Source organism: Nitrospira sp. (assembly GCA_030692565.1).
Taxonomy (GTDB): Bacteria; Nitrospirota; Nitrospiria; order Nitrospirales; family Nitrospiraceae; genus Nitrospira_D.
In genome coordinates this window covers 47,847-61,080 of the sequence record JAUYAO010000001.1, presented here as the reverse complement: position 1 = coordinate 61,080, position 13,234 = coordinate 47,847, and the positions used below count along the sequence as shown (strand labels likewise).

General features: G+C 56.7%; 15 protein-coding genes. 1 reads left to right on the top strand and 14 read right to left on the bottom strand.

Going from position 1 to position 13,234, the window contains the following annotated elements; genetic code table 11:
- Positions 1–60: 60 nt before the first annotated feature.
- From Q8N04_00290 to Q8N04_00245, 10 genes are all read right to left on the bottom strand, one after another.
- Entirely contained in the window at positions 61–972 is a 912-nt protein-coding gene (locus tag Q8N04_00290) for an ethylbenzene dehydrogenase-related protein (protein MDP3089093.1), read from the bottom strand.
- Between the two features lie 16 nt (positions 973–988).
- On the bottom strand, positions 989–2,242 hold the full coding sequence (locus tag Q8N04_00285; GenBank protein MDP3089092.1) for a hypothetical protein: 1,254 nt from the start codon (positions 2,240–2,242) through the stop codon (positions 989–991).
- A gap of 40 nt (positions 2,243–2,282) precedes the next feature.
- Positions 2,283–2,564, bottom strand: coding sequence for a twin-arginine translocase TatA/TatE family subunit (gene tatA / locus Q8N04_00280; protein ID MDP3089091.1), 282 nt, complete (start codon positions 2,562–2,564; stop codon positions 2,283–2,285).
- Between the two features lie 25 nt (positions 2,565–2,589).
- Positions 2,590–3,402 (bottom strand): tetratricopeptide repeat protein, encoded by an 813-nt coding sequence (locus tag Q8N04_00275; GenBank protein MDP3089090.1) that lies wholly within the window; start codon positions 3,400–3,402, stop codon positions 2,590–2,592.
- Between the two features lie 28 nt (positions 3,403–3,430).
- A complete protein-coding gene (locus Q8N04_00270) occupies positions 3,431–4,549 on the bottom strand; it encodes a hypothetical protein (GenBank protein ID MDP3089089.1) in 1,119 nt (372 codons plus the stop codon).
- Positions 4,550–4,640: 91 nt separating this feature from the next.
- On the bottom strand, positions 4,641–6,425 hold the full coding sequence (locus Q8N04_00265; protein MDP3089088.1) for a radical SAM protein: 1,785 nt from the start codon (positions 6,423–6,425) through the stop codon (positions 4,641–4,643).
- 269 nt (positions 6,426–6,694) lie between these two features.
- On the bottom strand, positions 6,695–7,648 hold the full coding sequence (locus tag Q8N04_00260; protein ID MDP3089087.1) for an ethylbenzene dehydrogenase-related protein: 954 nt from the start codon (positions 7,646–7,648) through the stop codon (positions 6,695–6,697).
- Between the two features lie 99 nt (positions 7,649–7,747).
- Positions 7,748–8,722 (bottom strand): molecular chaperone TorD family protein, encoded by a 975-nt coding sequence (locus Q8N04_00255; protein ID MDP3089086.1) that lies wholly within the window; start codon positions 8,720–8,722, stop codon positions 7,748–7,750.
- Positions 8,723–8,958: 236 nt separating this feature from the next.
- On the bottom strand, positions 8,959–9,501 hold the full coding sequence (locus tag Q8N04_00250) for a 4Fe-4S dicluster domain-containing protein (protein MDP3089085.1): 543 nt from the start codon (positions 9,499–9,501) through the stop codon (positions 8,959–8,961).
- A 193-nt stretch (positions 9,502–9,694) separates the two neighbouring features.
- Positions 9,695–10,693: a hypothetical protein gene (locus tag Q8N04_00245; GenBank protein MDP3089084.1), complete on the bottom strand. Its 999-nt coding sequence runs from the start codon at positions 10,691–10,693 to the stop codon at positions 9,695–9,697.
- A gap of 213 nt (positions 10,694–10,906) precedes the next feature.
- Here Q8N04_00245 and Q8N04_00240 point away from each other — a divergent pair, with 213 nt between their 5' ends.
- Positions 10,907–11,998: a WD40 repeat domain-containing protein gene (locus Q8N04_00240; GenBank protein MDP3089083.1), complete on the top strand. Its 1,092-nt coding sequence runs from the start codon at positions 10,907–10,909 to the stop codon at positions 11,996–11,998.
- A 63-nt stretch (positions 11,999–12,061) separates the two neighbouring features.
- On the opposite strand, the gene Q8N04_00235 is transcribed toward Q8N04_00240, so the two are convergent.
- From Q8N04_00235 to Q8N04_00220, 4 genes are all read right to left on the bottom strand, one after another.
- The gene (locus Q8N04_00235) at positions 12,062–12,454 is read right to left on the bottom strand and encodes a hypothetical protein (GenBank protein MDP3089082.1); all 393 of its coding nucleotides are present in this window, start codon (positions 12,452–12,454) and stop codon (positions 12,062–12,064) included.
- A gap of 57 nt (positions 12,455–12,511) precedes the next feature.
- A complete protein-coding gene (locus tag Q8N04_00230; protein MDP3089081.1) occupies positions 12,512–12,661 on the bottom strand; it encodes a hypothetical protein in 150 nt (49 codons plus the stop codon).
- Positions 12,662–12,746: 85 nt separating this feature from the next.
- Positions 12,747–12,959, bottom strand: coding sequence for a DUF2283 domain-containing protein (locus Q8N04_00225; protein MDP3089080.1), 213 nt, complete (start codon positions 12,957–12,959; stop codon positions 12,747–12,749).
- Complete coding sequence (locus Q8N04_00220) at positions 12,944–13,210, bottom strand: DUF4258 domain-containing protein (GenBank protein ID MDP3089079.1); 267 nt, start codon at positions 13,208–13,210, stop codon at positions 12,944–12,946. The genes Q8N04_00225 and Q8N04_00220 overlap by 16 nt, the downstream gene beginning before the upstream one ends.
- Positions 13,211–13,234 lie beyond the last annotated feature (24 nt).

Genomic DNA, 13,234 nt, shown 5'->3' with positions numbered 1-13,234 from the left:
GGTACGTTGAGCCTGTGTGCGATGCGAGAACGCTCGCTGGCGGACTTTTTCAGCAGCCTGCTAGAGCTTGGCAATCGGATCAATAGCCAGCTGGAACCAGGGGGCGACGGACTTCTGTCCGTTGCGCTCTTTATTCTCCCCGTTCCACACGGCGAACGAGACGGTCTGCACACGGCCAGGAATGAGCTTCGCCTCATTCTCCGGCTCTTCGCTCACCAGCGGGCGGCGCATCACCACACGCCACACGCCATCTTTCCATTGCGCCTTCCCTTGAATCCGTCCCTGCTTTTCCTTCGTGGTCAACGTGCTGAATCCTCCGCCGATCAAGTCTTCCACAGACGAGACTCGCCGGGGAATGACCTCGAACGTGCGCACGCCGCCTTCCTTCTTTTCGGTTTGGCGGGAGGCGCGGCGATCGATATCACTCTGCCAATCCGCTTTCCAATGCCAGATGTTGATGTAGTGATCGAGCTGGCCCATGCAGAAGAATGCCGGCGCGTCGCCGAGCGGCAACCCAATGGCGACGCCGTCTCGAAAGGTACCGGGAGTCAGGCGATCATTCTTGGTGTTATCCTGCCACTCCAGCAGGAACGCGATCTCGGTGCCGTTATGGAGAGAGTGTACGACGAGTGCCCGCGCTGTCGGCTCAGGCCAGACCGGGCGCGTAATGACCTGTCCGCTGAGCGGCACCGTTAAGGAAGAGACTTTGGCCCATGCCGCATCGTCCGGAGCCGACGGCAGTTCACCCTCGGCGAACTGGGACCGGATAGTCATGCCCGCTGAGCTGACCAGCGGAATTCCCCATCCGGCTAGAACACTAGCGATAACAAGAAGGCCGGCAAAAAACACCAGCAGAAAAGGACGGGACTGGCTGAGATTCGTCATTCGCACCATGCAGATGATTCGAAATTCGACGGTCGCCGCCTGGATCACTGCAGATTGCCGCCACGCCAGCCAAGAGACCTGGCTCACACTCAGAAACGGGGCCCTAGGACAGTTTCACCCGGCGAATTTTGTTCTCGCCGCGCTCGCAAATATAGAGATGCCCCTGTGAGTCGAGCGTCAACCCGACCGGTGAGTTCACCACGGCTTCGATGCCCAAGAGTCCATCGCCGTGCTTGACCGTGCCGGCCGATTCTTTGGCGACAAACCGCGCGGCGCCGCACCCGCCCATGTTCTTGTCTTCATACCCGCTGTCGCCGTTGCCCGCGACGGTCGTGATCGTGCCGGTCACCGCATCGATCCTCCGCACGCGATGATTCATGGTATCGGCAACATAGAGATTGTCTTCGGCATCGAACACGACGCCCTCGGGCGCATGCAACATCGACTTCACGGCCGGCTTGTCGTCGCCATCGTAGCCGTAGCGACAGATCCCCGCCACCGTCGAAATAATACCGGTCTGCATGTCGATCTTCCTGACACGATTGCTGCCCTTATCCACGACGACGATGTTGCCCTTACTATCAATGGCCATTCCCACGAGATCGTAGAGGCGGGCTTCCGTTGCAGGCTTCCCGTCATCCAGATACATCGACAAATCCAGACCATCCGAGCAGACCGGCATCAGCCAACCCTGATCATCGCTGAAGTCGATACCGATAGCATCCCCGGAGAGCACCACAAGACTGCGCGCCACCAACGGCTGCTCCCGCGATTCGTCTTCCGCCGTCCAGGCACCGGCAACCGTGGTCACTATCCCGGTACGGGCGTCATACCGCCGCACCTTGTGCGCCTGCGTATCGGCAATGTACATGACATCGTCCCGATCGAACGCAATCGCGGCAGGCCAGGTCAGATTCACTTCGAGCGCCGGGCCATCGCCATTGAACCCATGCTGGCCGGTCCCGACAACCGTCGTGATGATCCCGGTTTCCCGATCGACCCGGCGAATGCGGTTGCTGCCGGAATCACAAATAAAGAGGTTGTTCTGAGAGTCGAACGCGACATCCAGCGGCAGATACAGACCCGCTTCCCCGCAGAGTCCTTCGTCGCCGCTATAGCAGGTTTCCCCGATCCCGGCGAAGTTGTGGAGCGTCCCCTCGAGTATGTTGACCCGCCGGATACGATCCGAACCGGACTCGGCAAAATAGAGCCACTTTTCCTCTTTGTCGAGCGCGACGTGGTGAGGAAGGGGAATCCCCGCTTTCACCGCCCGCTTCCCGTCACCGGTACTCCGGGCTTTTCCGTTTCCCGCAAAGGTCTCGATGTAGCCGCCGGCTAACTGCAGTTCTATATCCATAGACGTCTATGCGTCTCCTACTTCACTTCGGAGAGAAAACTTACGCCCGCGAGGCCGGTTGCGCCACAGCCGCCGGCTGATCGACGGTCATCGCCTGAGCCGGAGCGGCCGTAATGGCCTGCGCGGGAGCCGCGGCTTGCTGCTGCGCGGCAAGCGCCTGGGCCTCGGCCTCGATGGCGTCGGCTTCGTGCACGGACTTCTTGAAGCCCTTGATGGCCTTGCCCAATCCTTCGCCCAGCTGCGGCAGTTTGCCGGCGCCGAAAATGATCAACACGATCACGAGGATCAGAATCAGCTCTGTGAATCCAAGACTCCCAAACATGATGGACTCCTTCCTAAGGGGTAAATCAGGATGCGGAACTCTCTTTGGCTTTTTTGGCAAACCGCTCTTTCAACCGCTTCCGCGCTTCTTCAGCCTGCTCGAACATTTTGCACTTGTCGTACACGCTGATCAGATTGTAGTAGGCCAGCGGCTCGTCGGGATTGTTCTCCACGGCGCTCTCCATCACCTTGATCGCCAGATCGGACTTCTTGTGATTCAGTGCGATCTCCATCAATTTGAAGCTGGCTTCCAGATGCGTGGGCTCAAGTTCGAGCGTGCGCATATAGCACTGAATGCCCATATCGATCGTGTTGTAGTCGGACACCAGCGGGTTATCCAGCTCCACATACACGCTGGCGAGATTGTACCAGGCGATGGGATCTTCCGGCGTCATCTCGACAAGGCGCTCGTAGTAATCCTTGGCTTCCATGAATTTCTTCTTGTCCGCATAGACCCGGCCAAGATTAAACAGCGCCAGGATGTCATGCGGGAACACATCGAGCGCATGCTTGAATTCGGCCTCGGCTTCGTCGGCCATGTTCTTCGTGGCGTAGATGGTCCCGAGGTTCGAATAATACATGGCCAGCGACCGATTCATCTCGGCGCGCAAGCCCTCCGCCATCTCAATCGATTTCTTGACCTCGATCAAGGCGTCGTCCATCCGGCCTTTACTGAAGTACAATTCGCCCAACCGGCAGCGAGCCTGGAAATCGTCGGGCTCCTCCGCCAGCAGCTTCTCGATCGCCAGGATTTCCTCGTCGGGCGAGAGCGGCTGATCCCCGGGATCCAGCGCGGTCGCCGTCTGCGTGGGTTCATTGCTTGGGTTCGTTGTGTCCATACATGCCCCTGTGTTCAGTTGCGGGTGATTATACCTGTTCGGTTACCAGGGCATCCGAAGAGCCCATGAGTGTATTCGCGGCCGTCGACGGAGACTCCGAGGCCACCGGTCTGACCCGATCCATCGCGAGCAGCATCACTCCCAGAATCACCATCAGCGTGAGATTGGAAAAAAGCAACGCATACCCCGCGATAAACATCAGTCCAATCCCATACCCCGCCAGCCGCCCCATATTGAGCAGCTTGATGACGGTATAGGACCAACAGAGCAGCCCCCCCATATAAATGGCGAACGGCAGATAGAAGGTATAGCCCATGCCGAACTGGAAAATCCACCCGATCCCCTGGGAAGCTTGCCGAACCCCGGACGCCAAGCCTGGGTCATACAAACCGAGCAGATAATCGGTAAAAATGAGGGTCGTGAAGATCGTCCCGGTCGTCGCCCAGAACCAGATCGCCCGATTGCGCTGCACGCGGTTCTTCGTCCTGAGCGACAGCCCCTGGCCGTAGGCCGCAAAGGTCAGAAAACTCGCCAATACCATCAAGGCTTCGCCGATTCGATGGGCCTCATAGACGAACGGCGGCGCGGCAACGGTGTTGGCCACACTGTAGGCGGTCGACAGGATTTGGTAATAGAGCCATCCGGAAATACCGAAGAAAAATGTGACTCCCAGCACCTGGTGCGACCGTTGCGGTTGCGTGGAGACATACTCGAACATGAACAACGCCAAAGCCAGAAAGGCGATGACGTTATAGATCAATGACCCGACCATCCCGGAAGGTACCACCAAAAAGGCCGCGGTGAGGAGCAGTAGCAACACCACACAGCTCATCGCTACCTTGGTCATCCGGCTCACCTCCTGGCCGGCGCTTCGATTGACCATCGTCACACCCAGCGCGAGGAACAAGAGAATCGCCACGATGTTGAGGAGCCAGGTGCCGATCTCCGTGAGCGTGCTGAAGGTCGGGGTGATCCACGGATGCGCCACAGCCATCTTGCTCAGGTGCATCCCCAATCTCGAGACCAGGCGATAGAGCACCAACTCAAGAAATGAGGTCAGCAGAACGAGCTTGATCGTATACTCGAACATCGGACCGTAATCGCTGATCCGGCCTGACATCCGATCACTCATCGTTACGCTTTTCATACCCCTCGTACACTCCCGCCAGCAAGGATCTGATTATAGCTGTCACAAAAAAACAGGGTCAATGCCGGGTCGCAGCCACCGTCCGAGGAAGCTAGGACGCGCTGATCGGCTGCGGCGCCTGGACAGCCTGCGCCTTTTCATGCGCAATGTAGAGCAATCCGTCCGCCATCGAATAATTGAAGGGCAATTCGCAAACCACTTCACTGACCCGTTCATAAACATGCTGATAGAGCTTTTCCGACTCGTCCGGCGTCATCCCCTCCTGCACCTCATAAAAGAACCCCAGACTCAGATCCTCTGCAGAGGGCCGCATGATTCTGCGTATCCCGTATCCTCCCGGATCGCTCATGATCGGAGCTTCCTTTTCAAGATCGAAGAGGCAGGGCTGGCAGGAGAATCCGAACGACCCGTGCAGCTTCTTGTTCTCCACGATGAAGTTCATGGTTTCCAGCGCTTCTTCTTCCTTCTCCGTAGGAAATCCGACGATGATGTAGCAATGGACAGCAATTCCCAGGTCCACACAGTCGTCGGCGATCCTCCGGACCCACTCCTGCTTGATGCCTTTCTTCATGAAATCCATGATCCGCTGATTGAAGGACTCCAATCCGAACACGATCTTGAGACAACCGGCATCACGCATGGACGTCAGGAGTTCACGGGAGAGGTTCTTTTCGAACCGCATTTCGCAGGTCCACTTGATGTCCAGCTTGTGCTCCGTCATCTGCTGACAGAGCCGCTTGGTGGGTGCGAGCGCAAAACATTCGTCGGTAAAAAAGAAATTCTGCGCCCCGTACCGCTGCTTGAGCCATTTCAGCTCTTCAATGGTCCGGCCCGGCTCCTTCTGCCTGAAATTCTGGTGATCAAGCGTGAGGGCGCAGAACGCGCAATCTTTGTAGTAGCATCCACGCGAAAATTGGACCGGCAGGACCGGTTCCGGCGACAAATACTTGTCGAGTGGAAACCCGTCGTAGTTCGGCGCCGGCAACTGGTTCACATTTTCTGAATAGAACGGCTGATTGACCGTGATCTTCCCGTTTTGGCGATAGATCAGATTCGGCACCTTGCTGAAATCTTTCTTCCCGGCCATCTGATTGACCAGCTCCAGCAACGCCGTCTCTCCTTCGAACACGACGATGTCATCGGTAATATCAAACAAACTCGGACAGCGGCGGATATTATCGACCAGGCGAGTGAAGATACTGCCTCCGATCGTAATATGGAGATCGGGAGCCGCTTCTTTGATCAATCGGCACAGCGTCAGGCCGGGAATAATCTGCGACGTGGCCGTGATCGACACACCGATAAGATCCGGGCGATCGTTCACGATCGATGGAATAAATTTATCGCGGAACAGGCTGATGTAGGGATTCTGCACTTCATCTCGAATGACCTTCATGAGGTCTTTCGAGGAATAGATCGAATAGTTGCTGAACTGATTATCGACGACCGTCAATCTTGTCGGGAAATACACCGACGACACCAGCTCCAGCCATTTATCGATCATGAAGAGACTGCCGCGATACGCATCAAGATCGTAAAAGGCCTCGCTACGCAGCGTCTCTTTTGCCAACTCTACCCGATCGATCAAATAGGGAAACCGATCGAGCGACTCCGCAATTTTGGCCGCGTGCTCACGGCTTCCCGGACCAGTCTCTCCAGACGTACTCTTTTCCAGCTCCCGCTGCTTTGCGAGCAACTGCTCATGAACCTCAGCTCCGAAAGAGCGGGTCAGAAGTTGGTCGAGCAACTCGATTCCAAGATCCCGCTGAGAGACGTCTTTGACGCCACCCTGGTGCAGGAATCCGGTGAGAGAGGGAAGACTGAGATACGGTTGAGAGGGATGCCAGGTAGGCGGAAACAACAACGAAACTTTCATGGAAACCACTTTCTAATATCTTCGGAAAATCAGATAGTTTCGAATGATTTCACTGATCGTTTATACACTCCCGCCTTCTTCATTTGCAACCCTGCTGCATCGCACGTTGAGAGAACGCATAGCCTCTCCCCCAGCTATGCCGTCAATATACGAAAAAGAAAAAGCCCCGGGTCACTTCGCCATTTACATAGCGCAGACCCGGGGCCATTTTCTCACGTCACCTCAACGCGTTCAGCGATGAGCGGTGGTCTCTCGCGAGACCGCTTCGCTCACGGAAGCTTGAGCGTGAACCAGGTGGAGAGCGCCTTCATACCGTTGCGCTCAATGTTGTTCCCATCCCACACGGCAAACGCGATGGGCACAGACATTCCCGCCTTGAACTGCGTGTCGTTCGCATCACTGGTCTCCAGGCTGCGCTTGATGACCACGCGCCAGGTCGGACCAGAGTAACCGCCACCCTTGACGGAACCTGACGGCTCCCACACACCGTTCCCGAACACGTCCTGATGGGATTGGGTGGTGAGGGTGCTGAATCCGTTGGCATTCAGGTCTTCAACCGAGCTCACACGGAGCGTCGGATCGGACATGATGTTACCGGACCAGATGCCTGAGTTGAATGGCCCAAGGCTCCGACCGATCCGATCAGGATAGGTCACGCCACCGGCCGGCTCTTCGAAATAGTAATCCCAGAAAATGCCTGGGTACTGATCGTCCACGTCCCACATGCCCGCGCTGTCCTTACCAAGGTCTTTCTGCCATTCCGCGTTCCACCGCCAGATGTTGGTGGTTCCGCCGGACTGACCCATACACTGGAAAGGTGGCGCACCGGAGGTGGTCACCGGGAACATGATCGCAGCCTGGTCGCGGAAGTCCTGCGGACCAATGGCTGTGTCATTCTTCGTCTGATCGTTCCACTCCACGCGCAGGCCGAGCTCCTTACCGTTGCTCATGGCCTTCACGAACACCGACTTCACCGAGATGTTCGGATGCATCGGGGTGGTGATCAGCTGACCGCTCAACGGAACGATTACACCAGGAACGCTTTCCCACACGGGGTTGGCGCCATCCATGGGAATCGGTCCCTTGACTGCCTTCGCCGGAATCGTGACCGGCTGGCTTACGGCCAAGGGCACTTGCCCGATCGTCAGCATGACGCCGACGACGAGGGCAGAGAGCAGAATGCTAAACACCAATTTCTTGTTGGTCGTCTGCACAACTCTCATACAGCTAATCCCTCCTCTCAAATTAATGATTAAATAACATCGCCCAAAATAACTACCGTATAACTACCGTCCAGAAAACGAGAAATAATTGCTCGAAACCTACGCGGTTCCGACTGGTCCGCCCTCCTCCTTGTCCTTATCCTTGTCCTTCACATCCAGGAAGGACTGCGCGCCGACTTCATTCAACAACACGCTCAACTCATTCCCCTGGTCCTGCGCTCCGCACTCGTACGTCTGACCTTCAGGCGAATTAAAGGTCGCCGGACGATAATCTGTTTCTGTGTAAGGCTGCGGGGTGACTCCGAGGAACGCGGTTTCGAACTCAATCCAATCAGAGGTCATATCCGCGACGATCTTGAACAGACCGGAATCGGACTTTTTCGTCAACATCCGGCAAAACAGAGGAACCCATCGCCCGATGTGATTTTTAACAAACTTTTTCTGCGCATCCACAACGATCTGCGTCTTGTCGGCCCCGTCATGGCAGCGGGAATAGGATTCTTTGTAGGCCAGGAAATGCATGAACTCGAACTCGACGCTGAGGTGGTCGAGCCGCTCATGAATATCCTTCGACAACTCGACGCCAAACGCCTTATAGAAGCCGGCGATGTCGCCCATGGTATGGGACTGCGCAAACACGTGATCGTTACCGAAGAGGGTTTCGTACGGCGGACAATCCAGCGTGATCACATTGCTGAACACACGCCGATGCTCCGACTGCAGATCGCTCAACTGCCAGTTCACGCATTCTGACGCCACCAGCTTTTCGACATTATCCAACTGCTTTTTCAAAGCAGCCAGCTTCAGCTTCGCGCGATCTCCGCCCTGATTGGCATCCAAGGCCGCCTGGAGGGCATCTAATGCCGCGCGACCGTCTTCCACAAACTCCCCGCACTGCAAGTAATCAAGAAATTCCTCGTCTTCCGGATACAAAAGGCTCCAGGAAACAAGGAGATAAAGCTTGCTGCGATTGAGCGCTCGCTCAACGGCGGGAGAGTCTTTGATCGTCGGGATGGTAGGGATAACGGTAGCAGCGGTAGATGTTGCAGTCTGCACCGATTGTTTACTCGTCATGACAATTGTCTCCTGGATGTGGGACTCAACCCAGGCCTCACAACTCACACAACTTCTGAACCAGCACTACTTCGACCTATCACGGGCCTGCGTATGATAGGTAAAGGTCAAATGGATGTCAAGCAAGAACTCGGACCTCAAACCATCGGATTTCAGCCGGTTTATTTTTTTATTTATTTTGACTAGACATTTCAATTCTCCGCTTCAATACAGTGATTTTCCGCTTCCACCAACGCTCAGAACCCGGCGAGTTGCCGCACAGGCGTCACACGGATCGCCACGTGATCATTGACGGTATTACAGATATGTTCGCACATACCACAACCCACGCAACTCTCTGCGGATACCTCAAGCCGCATGGCCGAAAAGTCCATTGATAATGCATCCACAGGACACTTCGAAACGCAGGCATGACACCCCTGCCCGGCCGTGCACAGCCGCTGAGATACCACCGCCACACCGAGTCGAATATCAGGCATCCGATCGACCGGCAGCAACGCGTCAGTCGCACAGGCGGCAATGCAGGGAAGATCGTCACACAAGAGACAGGGCGACTGGTCGGCAAAAATCACCGGGGTCCCATCCCCGCCATGGCAGACAATCGCCCCAGGATCGCAGGCCTTGATACAATCGCCGCATTTCGTGCAGCGCTCCAAAAACAAAACTTCTTCCACAGCCCCCGGCGGCCGCAGCCAATCCGTCCGCAAGACCGGAGCCGGCGCTTCAGGCGCAGCATCGACGTGCCTAGAAAACTCCTGCGCCGCCTTGGCGACAGACATCACGGAATCTTTCAGGAAGTCCCGCCGGCCATATGAAGGGTTAGATGCCATGGTATTCGTTGATCCAGCAGATGGTCAAAACGCCTGTTCAACGAAGCCGCAGCGAGTAAACGGCCGACATGTACCCACTGCGGTACGTGAAGGCCTTGAACGATGCGGGAACGAAGATGGCAAACGTCTTCACCGCCTACACCTACATCACGCCGTCGGCCCGCAGCTTATACACTTCCACGCACCGGTCGCAGCCGCCGTACTCAATATCCCACCCGGGATGGTTCTCCCGAATGAAGTCCAAGACATACGGTTCCAGCTTGGTGCCCATATCTTCCACCCACGAATAGGTCGGGAAGCGGCAGAGCGGGCAGGGGAAGCCCGGCATCAGCATCACCTTATTTTCCGTCTCGGGAACCTCGCCCCCTTCCACATCGACCGCGCGATCCATCACGCGCAAGGTATCGGTCGACATTTCGATCAACTCGGAATGGGTGAAATACGAGATCTGCCAAAGCCCTTCAAACACTGATTTCAATTGGGGCGGCGGGATCTTCCGGTACCACGAGCGGAACTCCTTGAACCGATCCTCTTTGCTCAGCATCGGCTCCCGGCCCGCCGCACTCAACCGGCTATCGACGCTCACACTCCATAGCACGCGGTAGCGCTGCAGGATCAGCGTTTCTTCTCCGGAATTCTGTCCGACCTTCGTATCAGGGTCATAGCCGAAGACCGGGTCGAGCATGTCCGAGATGTGCATCAGCTCATGGCGGCAATAGCGGGTCAAAGCAGGATCGTAAAACCGTCGCGGGATCAGCTTAATACCCACACCTTTCATACCCTTGGCCTCAAAATCCTTGGCCAAATCCTGCTCGACCGATCCCCACTTGCGGAGAATGTCGACGCCTTCCTGATCTTCTTTCAAGACGCCCTTCACCAGCACAATCCCGACCTTATCCTTTAAGAGCGGATATTCGTTGAACGAATCCCGAATAATGTCCGAGAATCCCCACGTACCGAACAAATACTGGTACAGCTTCTTAAATTCCCCTTCCCGATCCTCAAGCATGAACTTTTCGTAGATCGGATCGGCATGCTCATGGAACTCCTTGTAGTAGGTCGGATCGCCTTCACGCTCCGTCTTCTCCACGAAAGAGTCGATGACCTCTTGCAGCAATGCGGGCTGAAATCTGATTTCCATTGGAAGCCTCGAAAGAATGGATGTGACGGGCACTCAGTGCGTTGACACCATCGGAATCGCCTGCGCGGGGGGATGCGGCGCCCCGCGCCACCTTGACTTGAACGCCGAGCATCTCTTACGATCTCTCAGCGTTGACGAGAGAAGTATACTGGCCCCAAAAGCCGATTTGCAATCAAGGGAGGGCCCGAGCCCTCCCGGTGAGTGGAGTACCCAATGCCTGAACACACGATGACGCCCCCCCTTCCCAGCGCCACCCCGGAAGCGGCCGCCCCGCAGCCGCCTATCGACTTTCTTGAGTATTGGAAAACCGATTGCCGGGAGATCAAGACGTTTCGGGGGCACTCGCACGGTGTCTGGGCGGTCGCCTTCTCGCCTGATGGGCTGACCCTGGCCAGCGGCGGAGCCGAACGCCTGGTCCGCATGTGGGATATCGAAACCGGCCGGCTCCTGCGCTCGCTCCGCGGCCATACGAATGACATCCGCGCCATCGTCTTTACCCCGGACGGACTCACCCTCGCCACCGCGAGCGAAGACCGCACCATCCGCCTGTGGAATCCGAAAACCGGCGAACCGACCAAGCTGCTGTTCACCCGATACGATCACAATGTCTGCAGCCTCTCCCTCTCGCCGGACGGCCTCATGCTCGCGCGCGGGAGCCACAATAAAGACATTAAGATCTGGGAAGTCACGACCGGCACCGAGCTGATGACGCTCCTGGGTAAAGATCAATACGACCATCACTGGTCCGTGTGCGTCGCCTTCTGCCCGGACGGCATCCATCTGGCGAGCGGCACCGACATCGGAAAAATTAAGTTGTGGGAAGTGCTCCCGAGCGGCGAAGAGAAAGTCTTACACGACGGGCACTGGCAACGCGATGCCGATGACTCCACTGAAACCCGCGGCTACTTCATTGAAGACGACGGCGGCTTCCAAAAGCCGATGGACTACTGGATCGGCGCCATGACCTTCACCCCGGACGGCAAGACCCTCATCACCGGCAGCCGCGACAAAACCATCAAGTTCTTCGAGATGCCGAAGCTGATTGAGAAGAAGGTCCTGACCGGGCACACGGCCTGGGTCAGATCCCTGGCCGTCTCGCCGGACGGGAAGGTGCTCGCCAGCGCCGGGGACGACAACACGATCAAGTTCTGGGACATCGCCGCCGGCCGACACTTCAAAACCGTGAAGGGTCATACCGCCGGCGTCCGCCAGATTACGTTCTCACCGGACGGCAAACGACTCGCCAGCGCCTCCTGGGATCGCACGATCAAGCTCTGGGAAGGCGGCGCCGAACCGACTGAGTAATCCCGCATTCGCTCGGCAGCCGGTAATTAACGGCCGGCTGCCGGGAACCCTCACAACGGCGTCTCATACTTTCTGACAAGCAACCCTCCATTCCGCATCGCCATCGCTGCCCGGCGCGACCTTGGCCCACCGCTTCGTCCCTTTGCCCTGATACACTAGGCGACCCTTGCCCATCTGCTCCGCATAGTACTTGGAGAATAAGAGGCGGCTTCGATTATTGCGGCAGTCATACTGCTTTTTCGTTTTCACCGAACGATACGAACCCCGCACAACCTGCCTGGTCACAGTGAAGTCTCTCAAAGTCCAGAGCGTCACGGTCTTGTCTCTCTGGCCGATTGTCGCCATATCCACGTAGCCGTCGTACTTGTGAGTCCCACCTACCCGCACCCACTCCGCCGAGGCAGTCCCATAAAACAGGGCTGTGGTAATCATGACGACCAGCCATCGAACCATCATGTTGCCCTCTTACACATCAGAAGAGAGACAGCTCTGCACATTCCGTCAGCGGCCATCTCAGGCTTCCTCCTCTTCCACATCCTCAACGGCCTGCCTCAAGGCGGCGACAAAGGCCTCCGGCTGCGCCAAGGCGCTCTCCGTCAATTGAAACTCAGACACCAACACGCCTGCTTTATCGACGATGACGAGGCGATAGCCTGGTTTCATTACGGTCCTTTCAGAATCACAAGAGGGAAGGCAAGCAAGTGGCGGCGCCGAGTGGGGAACCGTCAAAACGGAAACATACGGACGATCATTCGCCGGCGACCAATTCTGCCTCTAGCGGATGGCCTTTGCGAAAGCGGCTGACCCCGAGGACGCTGAAGCCAAGAACGTGCCCATCCTCGTCCACCCGTTCCATGACAGCATCGTGGGCTGTCGGTCTCATGAAACCTGCTGCCTCACGGAACTGCACTTCGAGATAGTCCGCTTCCGGATCAAACCAGACTTTTACTTTTTCGGCCATATGACTTCTCCTGGCTTGGGTCGATCAGTTAAATAGGCCGTCACCACAAACGCGTCATCTGGTGGGCACTTTACCACGACACAGAGCCATTTCCCACCAACCAGCGTTTGAGCGTAGAATTCATAGAGTAACTGCACGATATCGTCCGAACGGGACAGACGCACTTCTGCCGGCGCTTTAAGCACTCGCGCGATCTCCGTCTCCATCCCCAGCCATTTCCTGATGCCGCAGGATGTGGGCAACTCGCTCATCAGTCAGTCTGACGGATCGACCGA

What these genes read in the sequence shown, in the direction of transcription:
- Q8N04_00240 (MDP3089083.1), top strand. Translation starts at nt 10,907, where the DNA reads ATGCCTGAACACACGATGACGCCCCCCCTTCCCAGCGCCACCCCGGAA.
- Q8N04_00245 (MDP3089084.1), bottom strand. Translation starts at nt 10,693, where the DNA reads ATGGAAATCAGATTTCAGCCCGCATTGCTGCAAGAGGTCATCGACTCT.
- Q8N04_00265 (MDP3089088.1), bottom strand. Translation starts at nt 6,425, where the DNA reads ATGAAAGTTTCGTTGTTGTTTCCGCCTACCTGGCATCCCTCTCAACCG.
- Q8N04_00255 (MDP3089086.1), bottom strand. Translation starts at nt 8,722, where the DNA reads ATGACGAGTAAACAATCGGTGCAGACTGCAACATCTACCGCTGCTACC.
- Q8N04_00275 (MDP3089090.1), bottom strand. Translation starts at nt 3,402, where the DNA reads ATGGACACAACGAACCCAAGCAATGAACCCACGCAGACGGCGACCGCG.
- Q8N04_00235 (MDP3089082.1), bottom strand. Translation starts at nt 12,454, where the DNA reads ATGATGGTTCGATGGCTGGTCGTCATGATTACCACAGCCCTGTTTTAT.
- Q8N04_00260 (MDP3089087.1), bottom strand. Translation starts at nt 7,648, where the DNA reads ATGAGAGTTGTGCAGACGACCAACAAGAAATTGGTGTTTAGCATTCTG.
- Q8N04_00270 (MDP3089089.1), bottom strand. Translation starts at nt 4,549, where the DNA reads ATGAAAAGCGTAACGATGAGTGATCGGATGTCAGGCCGGATCAGCGAT.
- Q8N04_00230 (MDP3089081.1), bottom strand. Translation starts at nt 12,661, where the DNA reads ATGAAACCAGGCTATCGCCTCGTCATCGTCGATAAAGCAGGCGTGTTG.
- Q8N04_00285 (MDP3089092.1), bottom strand. Translation starts at nt 2,242, where the DNA reads ATGGATATAGAACTGCAGTTAGCCGGCGGCTACATCGAGACCTTTGCG.
- Q8N04_00220 (MDP3089079.1), bottom strand. Translation starts at nt 13,210, where the DNA reads ATGAGCGAGTTGCCCACATCCTGCGGCATCAGGAAATGGCTGGGGATG.
- tatA (MDP3089091.1), bottom strand. Translation starts at nt 2,564, where the DNA reads ATGTTTGGGAGTCTTGGATTCACAGAGCTGATTCTGATCCTCGTGATC.
- Q8N04_00250 (MDP3089085.1), bottom strand. Translation starts at nt 9,501, where the DNA reads ATGTCTGTCGCCAAGGCGGCGCAGGAGTTTTCTAGGCACGTCGATGCT.
- Q8N04_00225 (MDP3089080.1), bottom strand. Translation starts at nt 12,959, where the DNA reads ATGGCCGAAAAAGTAAAAGTCTGGTTTGATCCGGAAGCGGACTATCTC.